The organism is Rhizobium sp. N731 (assembly GCF_001664145.1).
GTDB classification, from domain to species: Bacteria; Pseudomonadota; Alphaproteobacteria; order Rhizobiales; family Rhizobiaceae; genus Rhizobium; species Rhizobium esperanzae.
Genome location: NZ_CP013601.1, coordinates 473,246 through 488,694, shown reverse-complemented (window position 1 = coordinate 488,694; position 15,449 = coordinate 473,246). Strand labels below are relative to the sequence as shown.

At 61.8% G+C, this 15,449-nt stretch carries 14 protein-coding genes and 1 pseudogene; 7 read left to right on the top strand and 8 right to left on the bottom strand.

Going from position 1 to position 15,449, the window contains the following annotated elements; all coding sequences use genetic code 11:
• Positions 1 to 50: 50 nt before the first annotated feature.
• On the bottom strand, positions 51 to 701 hold the full coding sequence (locus AMK02_RS02435; RefSeq protein WP_064800515.1) for a TetR/AcrR family transcriptional regulator: 651 nt from the start codon (positions 699 to 701) through the stop codon (positions 51 to 53).
• A gap of 95 nt (positions 702 to 796) precedes the next feature.
• Between AMK02_RS02435 and AMK02_RS02430 the strand changes: the two genes are divergently transcribed.
• The gene (locus tag AMK02_RS02430; RefSeq protein WP_064800514.1) at positions 797 to 1,279 is read left to right on the top strand and encodes an anthrone oxygenase family protein; all 483 of its coding nucleotides are present in this window, start codon (positions 797 to 799) and stop codon (positions 1,277 to 1,279) included.
• A gap of 374 nt (positions 1,280 to 1,653) precedes the next feature.
• Here the strand turns inward: AMK02_RS02430 and AMK02_RS02425 are convergent, their stop codons facing one another.
• From AMK02_RS02425 to AMK02_RS02400, 6 genes are all read right to left on the bottom strand, one after another.
• Positions 1,654 to 2,832 carry a GGDEF domain-containing protein gene (locus AMK02_RS02425; RefSeq protein ID WP_064800513.1) on the bottom strand — a complete coding sequence of 393 codons (1,179 nt, stop codon included), beginning with the start codon at positions 2,830 to 2,832 and terminating at the stop codon, positions 1,654 to 1,656.
• A gap of 167 nt (positions 2,833 to 2,999) precedes the next feature.
• Positions 3,000 to 4,046, bottom strand: coding sequence for a dihydroorotase (gene pyrC / locus AMK02_RS02420; protein WP_064800512.1), 1,047 nt, complete (start codon positions 4,044 to 4,046; stop codon positions 3,000 to 3,002).
• 144 nt (positions 4,047 to 4,190) lie between these two features.
• Complete coding sequence (locus AMK02_RS02415; RefSeq protein ID WP_064800511.1) at positions 4,191 to 4,823, bottom strand: nucleoside triphosphate hydrolase; 633 nt, start codon at positions 4,821 to 4,823, stop codon at positions 4,191 to 4,193.
• Positions 4,820 to 5,602: an ATP-binding cassette domain-containing protein gene (locus AMK02_RS02410; RefSeq protein WP_064800510.1), complete on the bottom strand. Its 783-nt coding sequence runs from the start codon at positions 5,600 to 5,602 to the stop codon at positions 4,820 to 4,822. Before AMK02_RS02410 ends, AMK02_RS02415 begins: the two co-directional genes overlap by 4 nt.
• Positions 5,603 to 5,604: 2 nt before the next feature.
• Positions 5,605 to 6,669 (bottom strand): ABC transporter permease, encoded by a 1,065-nt coding sequence (locus AMK02_RS02405; RefSeq protein WP_064800509.1) that lies wholly within the window; start codon positions 6,667 to 6,669, stop codon positions 5,605 to 5,607.
• A 152-nt stretch (positions 6,670 to 6,821) separates the two neighbouring features.
• Positions 6,822 to 7,841, bottom strand: coding sequence for a sugar ABC transporter substrate-binding protein (locus AMK02_RS02400; protein ID WP_064800508.1), 1,020 nt, complete (start codon positions 7,839 to 7,841; stop codon positions 6,822 to 6,824).
• A gap of 321 nt (positions 7,842 to 8,162) precedes the next feature.
• On the opposite strand from AMK02_RS02400, the gene AMK02_RS02395 reads away from it, so the two are divergent.
• The 4 genes from AMK02_RS02395 to AMK02_RS02380 all read left to right on the top strand — a co-directional run bounded on the left by AMK02_RS02395 (position 8,163) and on the right by AMK02_RS02380 (position 12,351).
• Positions 8,163 to 9,410 carry an ROK family transcriptional regulator gene (locus AMK02_RS02395; RefSeq protein WP_064800507.1) on the top strand — a complete coding sequence of 416 codons (1,248 nt, stop codon included), beginning with the start codon at positions 8,163 to 8,165 and terminating at the stop codon, positions 9,408 to 9,410.
• A complete protein-coding gene (locus AMK02_RS02390) occupies positions 9,394 to 9,867 on the top strand; it encodes an RbsD/FucU family protein (RefSeq protein ID WP_064800506.1) in 474 nt (157 codons plus the stop codon). The genes AMK02_RS02395 and AMK02_RS02390 overlap by 17 nt, the downstream gene beginning before the upstream one ends.
• A 359-nt stretch (positions 9,868 to 10,226) precedes the next feature.
• Positions 10,227 to 11,504: a DUF892 family protein gene (locus AMK02_RS02385; protein WP_064800505.1), complete on the top strand. Its 1,278-nt coding sequence runs from the start codon at positions 10,227 to 10,229 to the stop codon at positions 11,502 to 11,504.
• A gap of 265 nt (positions 11,505 to 11,769) precedes the next feature.
• On the top strand, positions 11,770 to 12,351 hold the full coding sequence (locus AMK02_RS02380; protein ID WP_064800504.1) for a TetR/AcrR family transcriptional regulator: 582 nt from the start codon (positions 11,770 to 11,772) through the stop codon (positions 12,349 to 12,351).
• Between the two features lie 28 nt (positions 12,352 to 12,379).
• Here AMK02_RS02380 and AMK02_RS02375 read toward each other — a convergent pair whose 3' ends face one another.
• Positions 12,380 to 13,384, bottom strand: coding sequence for an NADP-dependent oxidoreductase (locus AMK02_RS02375; RefSeq protein WP_064800503.1), 1,005 nt, complete (start codon positions 13,382 to 13,384; stop codon positions 12,380 to 12,382).
• Positions 13,385 to 13,812: 428 nt separating this feature from the next.
• Here AMK02_RS02375 and AMK02_RS32665 point away from each other — a divergent pair.
• Positions 13,813 to 14,493: pseudogene (locus AMK02_RS32665) on the top strand (diguanylate cyclase domain-containing protein); the annotation flags it as partial.
• Between the two features lie 21 nt (positions 14,494 to 14,514).
• On the top strand, positions 14,515 to 15,360 hold the full coding sequence (locus AMK02_RS32660) for an EAL domain-containing protein (protein WP_237358349.1): 846 nt from the start codon (positions 14,515 to 14,517) through the stop codon (positions 15,358 to 15,360).
• Positions 15,361 to 15,449 lie beyond the last annotated feature (89 nt).

Here is a 15,449-nt window from a genome sequence, read left to right as displayed (position 1 = left end):
TCCGGCAATAGCAGCAAGAGCCCCGAGTTTCCAGACGCAACACGGTTGTATCAGCGCAGCAGCCGGCTGAAATCGACGAGCTGCATCGTCTTGAACAGGGCGATCGCCCGGGCGCCCTCCTCCGCATCCAGCGATACAGCGTAACGGACGGCAGCGGCCAGCAGCTGCATCGTCAGCCGGGCAATCGCCAGAAGCTCGCCGTGATCGCGATCGGGCCACAAGCGGACGAGCACGGCGAGAAACGCCTGGGCGTGGAATTCCATGTCCTCGGCATCGATCTGCTGCAGCAGCTTGTCGGTATGGGTCGCATGCCAGAGATCGCGCATGACGGGCTCGCGGCGGAAAAAGGCGTAATATTCGTCGACGATATTGGCGAGCGCGCCTTGCAGGGCAGCGGCGTCGGCGACCTTTGCCAATTCCGCCGCGACACAGCGCCTGCCCTCTTCGTTGAAGCGTTCGGCCAAGGTCCGGATGATCGCGCTCTTATCGGGGAAATACTGGTAGAGCGCCCCGAAAGAGATGCCGGCCGTCTCGACGATCTCGCTCATCTTCAGGCCGTCGCTGCCCTTGCTTTCGATCAGCTCGGCGGCGGCGGCAAGGATCTTTTCGAAGCGTTCGCGGCCGCGCTGCTGGCTGGGGATCCGGCGCGGCTGCCCCGTATGCTGCTGACGCTTGCGCGGCGCGACGGCCTGTTCCGACAATGCTCTCTCCTTCACGGTTGACAAGCAAAATAAGAGAGTTTATCTCATTTCGCAAATGAGAGAGTTTCTCTTATTTTCTCGGAAGGAGTTTCGACATGCAGATCGTCCTTATCCTTTCCCTCGTCGCCGCGGCGCTCGGCAGCGGCCTTGTCGCCGGTATCTTCTTTGCCTTCTCGACCTTCATCATGACCGCCTTTTCGCGCATCCCGGCGGAACAGGGCATTGCGGCGATGAACTCGATCAACGTGACGATCGTCCGCTCGCCCTTCATGGCACTGTTCGTACCGACGGCGATCCTCTGTCTCGTCATAACAGTGCTGGCGGTGATCAACTGGCGCGGCGGGGCGTCGGCGCTGATGCTGGCGGGAGCCGCACTCTATGTCGTCGCCTCCTTCCTTTCGACCATCATCTTCAACGTGCCGATGAACGATGCGCTGGAAAAGGTGAGCGGCAACGGCCCGGAAGCGGTTGCGCTGTGGAGCACCTATCTCAAGGACTGGACCTGGTGGAACCATGTGAGGACGGTGGCCTCGCTGCTGGCTTCGGTCGCTTTCGCCAGGGCGTTGATGATCGTTTGAGACATGCAAGGAGCAGCGTTGCGGCGCGTCCTTCGAGGCTCCACCCTACGGCTTCCGCGCCTCAGGAAGAGGGACGTCGGAGGGTGCCGCGGCTTGTTTTACGAAGGACGAGGCGGGTATTCCGGCGTCCGAACGGGTCTCCCCTGCCCATCCCACCCTCCGTCATGCTCGGCCTTGAGCCGAGCATCCACACCGCATTCAACAGCAGCAGCCGTCGCATGGATCTCAGGCTCAAGGCCTGGGATGACGGAGAGTGTGGTCGGCGTTCTCGCCAAACTCGCCGCCAGCTAACGCCGAACTTTCAAACGTGCGGCGTCGCGGGGCGGCTGACTGCATCCGGCCGAAGGCGCAGTTATGAGGGGATGCGTCCGGAATCAAGACGCGGTGCGCGATACCTCGGCCGGAACCGCTCTGAGGTGGGCGGCCAGCTCGACGCGGTTGCGCCCGCCCCGCTTGGCGGCGTAGAGCGCCTTGTCGGCGGCACTCAGCATGGTGTCGAAATCCGGCATCTGCGAGCGGCCGGGAGCGACGCCGACGCTGACCGTGCATCTCAGCATCTGGCCGTCGATGTCGATCTCGCGCGCCTCGAAGGCCCTGCGGATGCGTTCGGCGACCAGTTCGGCCCGGCCGGGCATGATCTCTTTCAGCACCAGCGCGAACTCCTCGCCGCCGAGCCGGGCGGCGGTGTCGCCGGCGCTGCAATGGGCCTGGAGTTCCTCGGCGAAGACCATGATCACGCGGTCGCCGGCGGCGTGGCCATAACGGTCGTTGACGGATTTGAAATGGTCGATATCGAAGACGATGACGGCGGTGGTCATTCCCATGGGACGCGTGCCGTGTTGGTCGAAGACGGCGCGGCGGTTGAGCAGGCCGGTCAGCGGATCGGTGATCGCCTCGAGCCGATGGCGGGCGGCAAGACGCCACTGATGCAGCGCCAGCGACAAGGCGCCGATTCCGGTCATGCCGGCGATGCAGACGGCAAGGCTCAGATCCTCGGCCCAGTTGTTGGGCGCTGCGCCGAGCACCAGCTTGCCGTCGGCAATCAGCACGCCGGCGCAGAGCACGAAGGAGATTGCCGTGGCGGTATAGAGCGCGGCAATGCCGAGGATCGGCGCCGGGGCTTCGGCGCGGGCGAGCCAATATTGCCGGGCGGTAGCAAAAAGCAGCAGGGCGATGGCAAGATTGTCTGCGATGAAGGCCAGGCCATCATAACCCGCCAGCATCGGCATGGTGGAAGAGATCATCGCAGCCAGTGCGCGGACGGCAATGGCCGGGATCGACAGGCAACCGGTGAGGAACTGTTTGCCGGCGCCCCAGATGGTGGAAAAACCGGCATGGAACAGCACGAAGCTGCCAATGGCGAAGGCTGCTTCCGGCCGGTTGACATAGGCGCTGTAGACGAAGATTCCGCTGACGACGAGGACGAGGCCGATCGTAGCGGTCAGCAGGACGGTTTCGGCCCGGCGCACCAGCCAGCTGCCCATCAGGGTCACGGCAAGGCATGCTGCGGAGACACCGAGCGCCATCAGCAGGGAGTTATAGTCAAGCGTCATGCTCTTCAGTCTCCGCAGCTGCGCCGGAATATCGGCATGGGGTCCGCGACGAGGACTGTCTTACGCATCCGTTAACAAATGATGCACCGCACAATGCAAATGTTACGCGTTTAACGTCGCGCTGAAATTTTAGATGAATTTTCGATTTAAAATTGAAATCCTGACTGTTACGCCTGCGGCACCACTTGCCAGTGCAAGGGAAACATCGGATCGAAGACGGTAACTGGTCCGGCGCCGGTTTCAATCTTCGCGGGAAAGACGACGGGCTCGGCCTGCTTTGCCAGGGTGATGCGTTCCTCGTTCGGCTGAAGCCCATACCAGGCCGGCCCGTTCAGCGAGGCGAAGGCTTCGAGCTTGTCGAGGGCACCCTCCTCCTCGAAGACGTGAGCAAGGCAGCTCATCGTGTTGATCGAGGTGTAGATGCCGGCGCAGCCGCAGGCGCATTCCTTCAAGGGATCGACATGCGGGGCAGAATCGGTGCCGAGGAAGAAGCGCGGATCACCGCTCACGGCGGCGGCGCGCAAAGCCAGGCGGTGGTTCTCGCGCTTGGCGACCGGCAGGCAGTAATAATGCGGTCGGATGCCGCCGACGAGGATGGCGTTGCGGTTGATGATCAGATGGTGGGTGGTGATCGAGCCGGCGAGATTGCCCTGGGCCGCCTTGATGTAATCGATGCCGTCCGCGGTCGTCACATGCTCCATCGTCACCTTCAGCTCCGGCAGGCGCCGGCGCAGCGGATCGAGCACGGTGTCGATGAAGACGGCCTCGCGGTCGAAAATATCGACATCAGGCGTCGTCACTTCGCCGTGGACGCAGAGCGGCAGGCCGATCTTCGCCATGCGCTCCAGTACCGGCATCGCCTTTTCCATGTCGCGCACGCCACCATGCGAATTGGTGGTGGCGCCGGCCGGGTAAAGCTTGACGGCGGTGATGAGGCCGCTTTCCGCCCCCGCCTCGACATCGTCGGGGCTGGTGTGTTCGGTGAGATAAAGCGTCATCAGCGGCTGGAAACGATGGCCGGCCGGGAGGACTTTCAGGATGCGCGCGCGATAGGCGGTGGCATCTGACGTGGTGACAACAGGCGGCACCAGATTGGGCATGATGATGGCGCGGGCGAATGTGCGGCTCGTATCGGCGATCACGCCTTCCAGCATGGCGCCGTCGCGCAGATGCAGGTGCCAGTCGTCAGGACGGCGGATGGTGATCGATTGCATGGCAGGCCTCCGAAGCGATGCGTCTGCGGCCTCGATAGCACTAAAGTGCGGCGCATTGAAATCGATTCATGCGCCGCGCTTTCGCTCTTTGTTTTGATGCATGTCGTTCTCCCGGAACCGCGGTACACTTCCGGGCGACATGCATTACGCCAGCGCGATCTCCAGCGTCACATCGGCCGGGCGGCGGTTTTCCAGGATCAGCCTGCCGTTCGGCAGGTCGTTGCCATAGACCTTGGCGCTGGCGGCCTCTTCGCTGAGATTATAGCCGCGCCAGCGGTCCCAGAGGCGCTCCTCGAGCACCGAGATCGGCGGCGCCAGCATGATGGTGAAATCGAAGATGCCGTCGAGTTCGGCCCATTTTCCCTGTGTGAACAGCAGATAATTGCCTTCGACGATGATGAATCGGTCCTTGGGATCGATCGGCCGGGCCGAGGCGATGGCGAGTTCACGCGCGCGATCGAAGACCGGCACCAGAACCTCCTGGTCGGCCGGCCTGACGGCCCTGATGATATCGAGGAAGCCACGGACATCGAAAGTTTCGGGAATGCCCTTGCGGGCCAAAAGGCCGCGTTCGATCAGGATGGCATTGTCCATGTGGAAGCCGTCCATCGGCAGGACCGCGACGCTTTCGCCCTTGGCTTTCAGCGCCGCCGCCAGATTGTCGGCCATGGTCGATTTTCCCGAACCCGGCGGCCCGGCAATGCCGATCAGGAAACGTCTGGCATCGCCGGCGCGGCCAAGAACCTCGCCGGCGATTTCGTCGATGCGTGCACTCATGCCGCAACGGGCTCCGTCGGCACCGCCTTGGCGCCGGTCATGAAGGCGACGGCGTCCGACATGGTGTATTCCTTCGGATTGATCACCGTCAGGCGCCGGCCGAGGCGGTGGATATGGATCCGGTCGGCCACTTCGAAGACATGCGGCATGTTGTGCGAGATCAGCACGATCGGCAGGCCGCGGGCGCGCACATCGAGGATCAGCTCCAGCACCTTGCGGCTCTCTTTGACGCCGAGAGCCGCGGTCGGCTCATCCATGATGATGACCTTCGAGCCGAAGGCGGCGGCGCGGGCGACGGCGACACCCTGGCGCTGACCGCCCGACAGCGTCTCCACCGCCTGATTGATGTTCTGGATGGTCATCAGGCCGAGTTCGGAAAGCTTGTTGCGCGCCAGCTTTTCCATCGCCGGCCGGTCAAGCATGCGGAACAGTGAGCCGAGTGGGCCTTTTTTGCGGATCTCGCGGCCGAGGAACATGTTGTCGGCGATGGAGAGCGCCGGCGACAGGGCAAGGTTCTGGTAGACAGTCTCGATGCCGGCCTCGCGCGCTTCCATCGGCGAGCGGAAATGCACCTGCCGGCCTTCGAGCGTGATCACTCCCTCATCGGGCGTGACGGCGCCTGAAATCGCCTTGATCAGCGAGGACTTGCCGGCGCCGTTATCGCCGATGACGGCAAGGATTTCCCCTGGGTAGAGGTCGAAATCGGCATTGTCGAGCGCGGTCACGCGTCCATAGCGCTTGACGAGTCCGCGGGCAGTGAGAATGGGTTCGTGAGCCATGATTACACCGAAACCTTTCTGATCCACTGGTCGATGGCGACGGCGGCGATGATCAGCACGCCCGTCAAAAGAACTTTCCATTGCGGGTCGGCGCCGAGCATGTTGAGGCCCATCGACACGACGCCGACGATCATGGCGCCGAAGAGGGTGCCGAGGATGGAGCCGCGGCCGCCGAAAAGCGAGATGCCGCCGATCACGGTCGCGGTGATCGCCTGGAGGTTATAATCGGTGACGGCCGAGGACGGCGAGATCGAGCCATTGCGGCCAATCGAGACCCAGGCGGCGAAGGCGGCGATGACGCCGGACATTGTATAGACGGTGAGCAGCACCCGCTTCGTCTGGATACCGGACAGCTTGGCCGCTTCCGGATCGTCGCCCACCGCATAGACATGCCGGCCCCAGGCGGTGTGATTGAGCACATACCAGAGCAGCAGGACGAGCAGCACCATGGCGATCACGCCGAGGGTGAGCACAGCGGTGCCGAGCCTGAAGCTTGCGGCGAAAAGATGCAGCAGCGGCGCCTGTGCGTCGACATCGGCGTCGCGGATCGTCTCATTGGCTGAATAGATGAAATTCGTCGCCATGACGATGTTCCAGGTGCCGAGCGTGACGATGAACGGCGGCAGCTTCATGAAGGCGACGAGGAAGCCGTTCAGCAAGCCGCAGAGACCGCCGACCAGCAGGCCTCCGATGACCGCAATCGGCGTCGGTATGCCGTAGGTGATGGCGACGTTGCCCATGATGACGGCCGAGATCACCATGATGACGCCGATCGAAAGATCGATGCCGGCCGTCAGGATGACCAGCGTCTGGGCGGCGCCGAGAATGCCGACAATGGCGATCTGCTGCAGGATCAGTGTCAGGGTGTAGGACGAGAAAAACCGTCCGCCGAGCGCTATCCCGAAGATGATGATCGCCAGCACCAACACGATGAGCGGCACGGCGGCCGGCGTCGAGTGCAGAAAATGCTGCGCACGCTTGATCAGCGGGACGCCCTGGTGCTCGAAGGAGGCGACGTTCTTGTCGCTGCCGTCGAGGACGCGTTCGAATTCCTGTGCTCCGGTCATGGTTCCTCCTCCGCATCCGCGCGCCGAACCCGCGCGGAGGCCGCCACCCATTGTCATCCGTTCGTTGCTTAGCCGGTGGGGTGACGGCACATCGTCCGTCCAAAACGGCCGGGGATCAAGCCCCGGCCGCTTGCTCTTTCAATAGATCGGGCTCAGCCCCAGCACTTGTCGGTGCCTTCCTTGGTGTCGATCGACTTGACGCCGGAGACCGGCTTGTCGGTGACGAGCGAAACGCCGGTGTCGAAGAAGGACTTGCCTTCCGTCGGCTTCGGCTTCTCACCGCTATCGGCGAACTTCTTGATCGCCTCGATGCCGAGCGACGCCATCAGCAGCGGATATTGCTGCGAGGTGGCGCCGATGACACCTTCCTTGACCGACTTGACACCCGGGCAGCCGCCGTCAACCGAGACGATCAGCACGTTCTTTTCCATGCCGACGGCCTTCAGCGCCTGATAGGCGCCGACAGCGGCCGGCTCGTTGATCGTGTGGATGACGTTGATGCTCGGATCCTTCTGCAGAAGGTTTTCCATGGCCTTGCGGCCGCCTTCCTCGTTGCCGTTGGTCACGTCATGGCCGACGATGCGCTTGTCGTCTTCGTCGCCGATCTTGTCCGGGTTCTTCGGGTCGATGCCGAAGCCCATCATGAAGCCCTGGTCGCGCAGAACGTCGACTGTCGGTTGCGACGGCGTCAGGTCGAGGAAGCCGACCTTGGCGTCCTTGGCCTTGTCGCCGAGCGTTTCCTTGGCCCACTGGCCGATCAGTTTGCCGGCGAGCAGGTTGTCGGTGGCGAAGGTGGCATCGGCGGCATCGGCGGGCTCGAGCGGCGTATCGAGCGCAATGACCAGCACGCCGGCATCACGCGCCTTCTTGACCGAAGAGACGATGCCCTTGGTGTCCGAGGCGGTCAGCAGAATGCCCTTGGCGCCGTCGGCGATGCAGCTTTCGATCGCCGCAACCTGGCTTTCGCTGTCACCGTCGACCTTGCCGGCATAGGACTTCAACGAAACGCCGAGTTCCTTGGCCTTGGCCGTCGCGCCTTCCTTCATCTTGACGAAGAAGGGATTGGTGTCGGTCTTGGTGATCAGGCAGGCGGAAACGTCAGCCGCCATAACAGGTGCAGAAAAAGCGACGCCGAGCGCGAGCGCGCCGAAAGCGAGAACTGATTTCTTCATGAACTCCTCCCAGAGTTTGCCGGCGCCGCCCGTGCGGGCCGGAATTTTCGAGATGTGACACTTCGCTTCGGTCGCTGCCGAAGCCGCCCGTGCCCTTGACGCTGGCAATTAAGAGCGAAAGAAATCGGCTTGTCAATAAATAAATCCAATTGAATTATTAATTCGATGTGGCATGCTCCATCGAATTAGGGTGTTCGACGCCGACGCGTTTTTAAACGCAGAGACGGCCGCCCTACCGCTTTAAGCTGCTGCGCAATCCACCCTTGGATCGAACCCGAACCGAGGGACCATGCAAGAGGCCAACGCTCGGGAGGAGCGGCCATGTCGTCTTTGGATGGGCCGGAACACACGCCGGTCCCGCCGCCCATTCTCAATCCGGCCGGGGGCGCGAACCAGGTCAGGGTGCGCGCCTATAACGAACGGCTCGTGCTGTCGCTGGTGCGCCTCTACGGCGCGCTGTCGAAGGCCGATATCGCGCGCCGCAGCGGGCTGTCGGCGCAGACCGTCTCGGTCATCATGCGGGTGCTGGAAAAAGAAGGGCTGCTGTCGCGCGGGGCGCCGGTGCGCGGCCGGGTCGGCCAGCCGTCGATCCCGATGCATCTCAACCCCGACGCCGTCTATTCCTTCGGCCTGAAGATGGGACGGCGCAGCGCCGATCTGGTGCTGATGGATTTCGTCGGCCGCATCCGCATGCAGCTGCACCAGACTTATGCCTATCCGCTGCCCGACGACATTCTCGCCTTCGTCACATCGGGCATCGAGGAGATCGAGAACCGGCTCGACGACAAGCAGCGCAGCCGCATTGCCGGCCTCGGCATCGCCGCCCCCTTCGAGCTCTGGAACTGGGCCGAGGAAGTCGGCGCGCCGCCCGGCGCCATGGAAGTTTGGCGGGATGTCGACCTGCAGGCCGATATCGCCGCCCGTGTCTCCCATCCTGTTTTCCTCCAGAACGATGCGACCAGCGCCTGCGGCGCCGAGCTTGTCTTCGGCGTCGGCCCCTCCTATCCCGACTTCGTCTATTTCTTCATCGGCTCCTTCATCGGCGGCGGCATCGTGCTCAATTCGGCGATCTTTTCCGGCCGCACCGGCACGGCGGGCGCCATCGGGCCGCTGCCCGTGCGTGACCGCAATGGCGAGACCAAGCAGCTGCTCGAAATCGCCTCGATCTTCGTATTGGAAAACATGCTGCGCGAACGCGGCATCGATCCCGAGCCGCTCTGGTATTCTGCCGACGACTGGGTGGATTTCGGCGAGCCGATGGAAGTCTGGATCCAGGATAGCGCCAAGGCGCTGGCGCAGGCGATCGTGGCGGCTGCCTCGATCGTCGATTTCAGCGCCGCCGTCATCGACGGCGGCTTTCCCGATTGGGTGCGCAGCCGCATGGTGCAGGCGACGATCGACGAAGCTGCCAAGCTCGACCTGCAGGGCGTCGTCATGCCCGAAATCATCGAGGGCGCGGTCGGCGCGCAGGCGCGCGCCATCGGCGGCGCCAGCCTGCCGATCTTTTCGCGTTACCTCACAGACCAGAACGTACTCTTCAAGGAGATAGACCATGCTGAAGGGACTTGATCCGCTTCTGAGCCCGGAATTGCTGTTCACGCTGCGCGCCATGGGCCACGGCGACGAAATCGCCATCGTCGACGGCAATTATCCCGGTGTCGAACATGCCCGCCGGCTGATCCGGCTCGACGGCCACCACCTCATCCCGGTGCTCAACGCCGTGCTCAGCGTATTGCCGATCGACGATTTCGTGCCCGAGGCGATCTTCCGCTCGACCGTCAAGGCTGAGCGCGACAAGCTCGATCCGGTGCATGAGGAGATGATCGACTGCTGCGCGGTGCACGAGCCGCACCGGCAGGTGGTGCCGCTCGTCGGCCAGGATTTTTACGGCCGGGTAAAGGCCGCTCATGCGGTGATCCAGACCAGCGAACCCAGGCTTTATGCCAACATCATCCTGCGCAAGGGCGTGATCTATCCGAAAGAGCCGGGCACCCAGGCGGCCGAGGTCGATCCTTTCGTTTACTAGCCAAGGGTCTGGTCCCGCCGTTCAAGCCACGATTTCGCTGCGCGTCTGCCTAGACGCGCGGCGCTCACAATCCGTGCTGAGCCACGCCGAAGATGCGCAGCTGCCGATCCGGCCAGCCGCGGCTGTCCGCATTCCCACGCCCTATTTGCTGCGCGAGTATCGATGATCCCGTCGAGGAAGCCAGCATGTGATGGGGCTCCTTATCATGGGGTACGTCCGCACAGGCAATGCCTGCCTCCGAAGCGGCACCGACCGGTGTGGGCTGATGAGAACGCAATCCGATGCGCCGGCAGCAGCCACAGATGGGGAACATTCCTGCGATAGGTCGGTTAGTCGCCATCCAACCAGGAGGAACCCCAATGTATCACCACGTAAAAAAGCTCATGTATACCGTTCGGGTTGACGAACCTGATCCAAAATTCGGCAATATGCTGCTTGAGCAGTTCGGCGGCGCAAACGGTGAACTCGCGGCGGCCATGCAATACTCCATTCAAGGCTTGAATTGCGAGGATCCCGGTCGGAAGGACCTCCTGATGGACATCGGGACCGAAGAACTCAGCCACCTCGAGATCGTCGGTACTCTTGCGAGAATGCACCTCAAGCCGTTGAAGTCAGTCAGAGAAGAGGCGGAAGCCGACCCGCTGATCGCCATTGCAGGCGGCGGTGGCGTGAACCTTTTCAATTCGATGGGAAACCCCTGGACGGCCGATTATCTGAAAATAACAGGCGAGCTGGATGTGGATCTGCGAAGCAATATAGCCGCGGAGGCACGCGCCAAGATCGTCTACGAACGCCTGATCGACTTCTGCCGCGATCCGGGAACCAAGGATGCCCTACAGTTCCTGATGACGAGAGAGATTACCCACATGCGTGCTTTCGCTCTGGCCCTCGAAAGCATGGGCAAGCCGCCGCTGAGCGTCGGCGGGATTGCGCCGACTGCAGGACTGGTCGATCAGTTCTTCAACGATTCCACGGGTCAAGGGGATTTGGGTGAGGTTGACACCCGCGGTCCATGGAATGAAGGAGAACCCTGGGAATTCGTGGAGGCGCCGGCCTTCCAGGATCTCCCGGGCGCTGAAAACGGCGGAAGGGCAATCCGCGCTCAAAGCGCTCCCCCTGAAGGAGCAGAAGCGATTCAGGAGGTCCTTGTGGACGAGCTCCGTGACCTGCTGCATGCGGAGAAGCAGCTGCTGAAGGCGCTTCCCAAGATGCAGAAAGCCGCGCGGACGCAGCAGCTCCAGACCTTGCTGCGCAACCATCTTGCCGAGACGGAGGCGCAGGTCGAGCGTTTGAACGAATGTCTGCGCATCCTTGGCACCTCGGCTCGCGCCAAGCCATGCAAGGGCATGGCCGGCCTGGTGGAGGAAGGCGAGGAAGTGATGGCGGAAGGCAAGAAGAAGGAAGACGCTCCCGCTGATCTGGCTTTGATCGGAGCGGCGTTGCGGGTCGAGCACTACGAGATTGCCGCCTACACCACCGCTCGCAATATGGCACTTCAACTTGGGCAGCCGGCGGTCGCGCAATTGCTAACGCTGTCGCTCGGTGAAGAGCAGAATGCCGGCCAGTTGCTGGATCAGGTTGCCCAGCCGCTGATGTCGGCGGCGAGAATGCCAAGTAGCGTCCTTCTGACAGTTTAGCCGTGCGGAGCGAGGAACGCGTGGCTACCACCTACGACGCGGCAACGATCTGAGGCCCATGCCGAGAGGCGCTTTTTCCCGCATTCAAAGTTGCTGAAGATGGCACCGCGCGTAAAAAACACGCGGTGCCATCTGCATGAAGTGCGTCACCGTCACAACGGGATGCCGTTGTTGACCGCCTATATTAATGATGCACATCATCAATATATAAGCTATAATGACGACCGCCATCATAGCTGGAAATGGCCGTTGAAAGGACCGTGACGTGCGGATCACCAAGGAACAGAAGCAGGAAAACTACGACCGGATTATCGCCACCGCGTCAGAGCTGTTTCGCGAGCGTGGATTCGATGGCGTGGGCGTCGCGGAATTGATGGAGCGCGCGGGGCTCACCCATGGCGGCTTCTACAATCACTTCCGCTCCAAGGAGGAACTGATCGCCGAATCGACCGAGAACGGGTTGAACGAGACCTTGCAGCGCTATGCCGGTTACGACGTCCTCGACGTCATGGAGCTTTATCTCGCACGCGATCACCGGGATGGGCGCGGCCAGGGGTGCACGGCCGCAGCACTGAGTTGCGATGCCGCCCGACAGCCTGAGACAACAAAGGCCGTTTTCGCTGCAGGAATAGACAAGCTGGTGCGCGCAGTAGAGGGTGGCATTGCGCAACGTCACGCTTCCGGCGCCGGCGGGCGCGCCCAAGCCATCGCTATTCTCGCTCAAGCCGTTGGCGCAATCGTGCTTTCGAGGGCCTGCCCGAACGATTCTCCCCTGGCTGACGAACTGCTCGACGCCTGCCGCGCGGATTGCCGCGACGCCATTGAGAACCGGATGCGGCAACGATAGGGCCACGCATCCGCCGGCGCGACGTTCGTCAATTCGCGACAGCGATGACCACCTTGCCCTTGGCACGCCCGGTCTCGACATAGGCGAGCGCATCTCCGGTCTTTTCAAACGGGAACACCTTGTCGACGACCGGCCGGATCACGCCTTGTTCGATCAGGCGGGCAATCTCACCCAGCTGCCGCCCCTCGGCGCGCATGAACAGGAATGAATAAGCGACGCCGAGACGCTTGGCCTTTCTGCGAACTCCTCGGCTGAGCAGCCACAGTACCAGCTTCAGGAACAGATTGAGGCCGAGCTCCCTGGCGAATGCCGGATCGGGCGGACCGGAAATAGAAATGAGCCGGCCACCCGGCTTCAGCACGCCCAGCGACTTTTCGAGCGTCTTCGGATCCTGGCTGTTCAGCACCAGATCGTAGCCCGACAAGATCTTTTCGAAATCCTGCGTGTTGTAGTCGATGACCACGTCCGCCCCGAGACTTCTCGCCAGCTCGGCATTTTCAGCACTCGTCGTCGTCGCAACCGCCGCGCCGAGGTGTTTGGCGAGCTGAATGGCGAACGTCCCGACACCGCCGGAACCGGCCTGAATGAAGACTTTCTGGCCGGGCTTTATCTTGCCCACCTCGACCAGCGCCTGCCAGGCGGTCAACCCGACAAGCGGGACGGACGCCGCTTCGCTCATGCTGAGGTTGCTTGGCTTCAGCGCCGCATCGGCTTCATCGATGGCAATGAATTCGGCGAATGTCCCGACGCGATGATCGCGCGGTCGTCCATAGACCTCGTCACCCACCTTGAACCGCCTCACCCTGGATCCGACTTTGACAACCGTCCCGGCAAGGTCATGCCCGAGTACGAAGGGCGGACGATAGGGAAGAATAAGCTTGAACTCCCCGTCCCTGACCTTGGAGTCCAGCTGGTTCACGGCGGTGGCCTTTATCCGCACGAGCACGTCATTGTCCTGCAGTTCCGGTTCCGGCAGGCTGGCGAGGCGCAGAGCGCCCTTCTTCTTGTACTTGTCAACGACGAATGCCTTCACGGGGCCTTCTCCTGTTGCGGCGTCAGGTATCGAGGAAACGATAAAGCCATCGGCACTAATCGGCGTGGACCTCAAGTGGCAGAAGACGACCCTCGTTCCGCCAATCTTTAATGACGTTTATCATCATAAATGTTTAATGATATTCGTCATCAAAGTTGTCAAGCAGATATTTCTGAACCGGCGCCTCATGCGAATTGCGGCAACCTGTCCGATGCGCGCAGCGAAACGCATGCACCTTCGGCCAGGCAACCCACCATTAACCTTCGAGGTTCAAAGATATGTTTGGAGGTGCCGGTGCGCTTGGTCGATGCCGGCGAGCCTACCTCTCAACTCCGCCCGAATGAATTGTGGCGGTTTCGACCACCGCCGGGGACGATGCGGTTCTGCGAGCCGGCCATGAGGGCTCTTCACCCAACAGGAGCCGTTCTATGCCCCGCATCCGACCGACCAGACCCCAGATGGAGATATTGGGTTGGCTCGCGATCTTCCTGCTTCTCTTCTGCCTCTCCTGGCGCTTCCAATGGCATGAGGAGCTGGATGAGTTTATCGAGCGGCATCACCGCTATCCGCTGGACCATGCGCTGCTTGCCCTGAATATCTCCGGGTTTTTGGGACTCATCTATTCCGCACTCAGGATCCGGGATCTTTCGAGAGAAGTCGCTCGCAGGCTGCAGGCCGAGAAGAATGTTGACTGGATTGCCTGCCACGACACGCTGACCGAGCTGCCGAACCGCAGATTTCTGGAATCCGTATGCGCGCAGGCGATGAACGAACGAACGGCAGAAGAAACCTATGCCGTGTTCAGCATCGATCTCGACGGCTTCAAGAAGGTCAACGATCTCCTGGGGCACGATCACGGTGACGCTGTGCTCAAGACCGTCGCCCAGCGGCTCTCGTCGCTCTTCCCTCGCGATCACGTTTTTCGCCTCGGGGGAGATGAGTTTGTGATTCTGGCGCGGCGGGTCGGAAATGCCGATCTTGTCGCCTTGGGAAACCGCATCGTCAGTGCGATCGGAAAGCCGTTCACCTTCAATGGTGCTGCCGTCGATCTCGGCGCCAGTGTCGGCTTTGCACTTTATCCCGAGAATGGCGATGAGCTCGGTCAAGTCATCCGGCATTCGGATTGCGCGATGTATGTCGCAAAAAAGCAGGGCCGCAATCTGGTGAAGTCCTTCGTGCCTTCGATGCAGGACGAGCTGGCGAAGCGGATCAGGACAGAAGGCGATCTGCGGGCGGCCATCCGGAAAGCCGAGATCGTTCCCTATTACCAACCGCTCGTGGACCTCAAGGCGAACAAGATCATCGGCTTCGAGGCACTGGCGCGCTGGAAAACGGCCTCCGGCGAATTCATTCCGCCGAGCGAATTCATTCCGGTCGCGGAGGAAGCCGGGCTGATCGTCGAATTGACGGACCAGCTGCTTCGCAGGGCCTGCACCGATGCGCTTTCCTGGCCAAGCGAGCTTGTCCTGTCCTTCAATCTTTCTCCGATCCAACTGAGCGACCGGTTGCTCGGCTTACGAATTCTGAAGATTTTGGGCGATGTCGGCCTGCCCGCGCACAGGGTCGAGCTTGAGGTGACGGAGAGCGCCATCATCCAGGACGCGGTTACCGCACGGATTGTTCTCGACGATCTGGTGAATGCCGGGGTCAAGATTGCTCTCGATGATTTCGGAACGGGCTTTTCCAGCCTCTCCCAGCTGTCCAGCTACCGGTTCGACAAGATCAAGATCGACAGGAGTTTCGTCGCCTCGTTCGAGACCAATGACAAGCAGGACAAGGTGATCAAGGCCATCATAGCGCTCGGCGCCGGACTGGGCGTGGCGATTACCGCTGAAGGAATCGAAGAAGAGAGCCAACTCCAGCGGCTTCAGGACCTCGGCTGCGACATCGGCCAGGGATACCTGCTGGGCAGGCCTGCGCCCATCGAGGAGATCGCCGCAGATCAAGCCGGCGGCAGGATTCTGCAGCGGCGTTGATGGGATGATGCGATCTTGGATCGGGCCGAAAGAGGCTCGATCAAGCGCGGTGCAGATCGTGCAACAGCCCCTTGCGCCCGGCAACGCCG

Bases quoted from the DNA above. Each gene is read 5' to 3' on its own strand.
- AMK02_RS02430 (WP_064800514.1), top strand. From the start codon at position 797: ATGCAGATCGTCCTTATCCTTTCCCTCGTCGCCGCGGCGCTCGGCAGC.
- AMK02_RS02405 (WP_064800509.1), bottom strand. From the start codon at position 6,669: ATGACCGGAGCACAGGAATTCGAACGCGTCCTCGACGGCAGCGACAAG.
- AMK02_RS02385 (WP_064800505.1), top strand. From the start codon at position 10,227: ATGTATCACCACGTAAAAAAGCTCATGTATACCGTTCGGGTTGACGAA.
- AMK02_RS32660 (WP_237358349.1), top strand. From the start codon at position 14,515: ATGTATGTCGCAAAAAAGCAGGGCCGCAATCTGGTGAAGTCCTTCGTG.
- AMK02_RS02415 (WP_064800511.1), bottom strand. From the start codon at position 4,823: ATGAGTGCACGCATCGACGAAATCGCCGGCGAGGTTCTTGGCCGCGCC.
- AMK02_RS02395 (WP_064800507.1), top strand. From the start codon at position 8,163: ATGTCGTCTTTGGATGGGCCGGAACACACGCCGGTCCCGCCGCCCATT.
- AMK02_RS02425 (WP_064800513.1), bottom strand. From the start codon at position 2,832: ATGACGCTTGACTATAACTCCCTGCTGATGGCGCTCGGTGTCTCCGCA.
- AMK02_RS02410 (WP_064800510.1), bottom strand. From the start codon at position 5,602: ATGGCTCACGAACCCATTCTCACTGCCCGCGGACTCGTCAAGCGCTAT.
- AMK02_RS02400 (WP_064800508.1), bottom strand. From the start codon at position 7,841: ATGAAGAAATCAGTTCTCGCTTTCGGCGCGCTCGCGCTCGGCGTCGCT.
- pyrC (WP_064800512.1), bottom strand. From the start codon at position 4,046: ATGCAATCGATCACCATCCGCCGTCCTGACGACTGGCACCTGCATCTG.
- AMK02_RS02390 (WP_064800506.1), top strand. From the start codon at position 9,394: ATGCTGAAGGGACTTGATCCGCTTCTGAGCCCGGAATTGCTGTTCACG.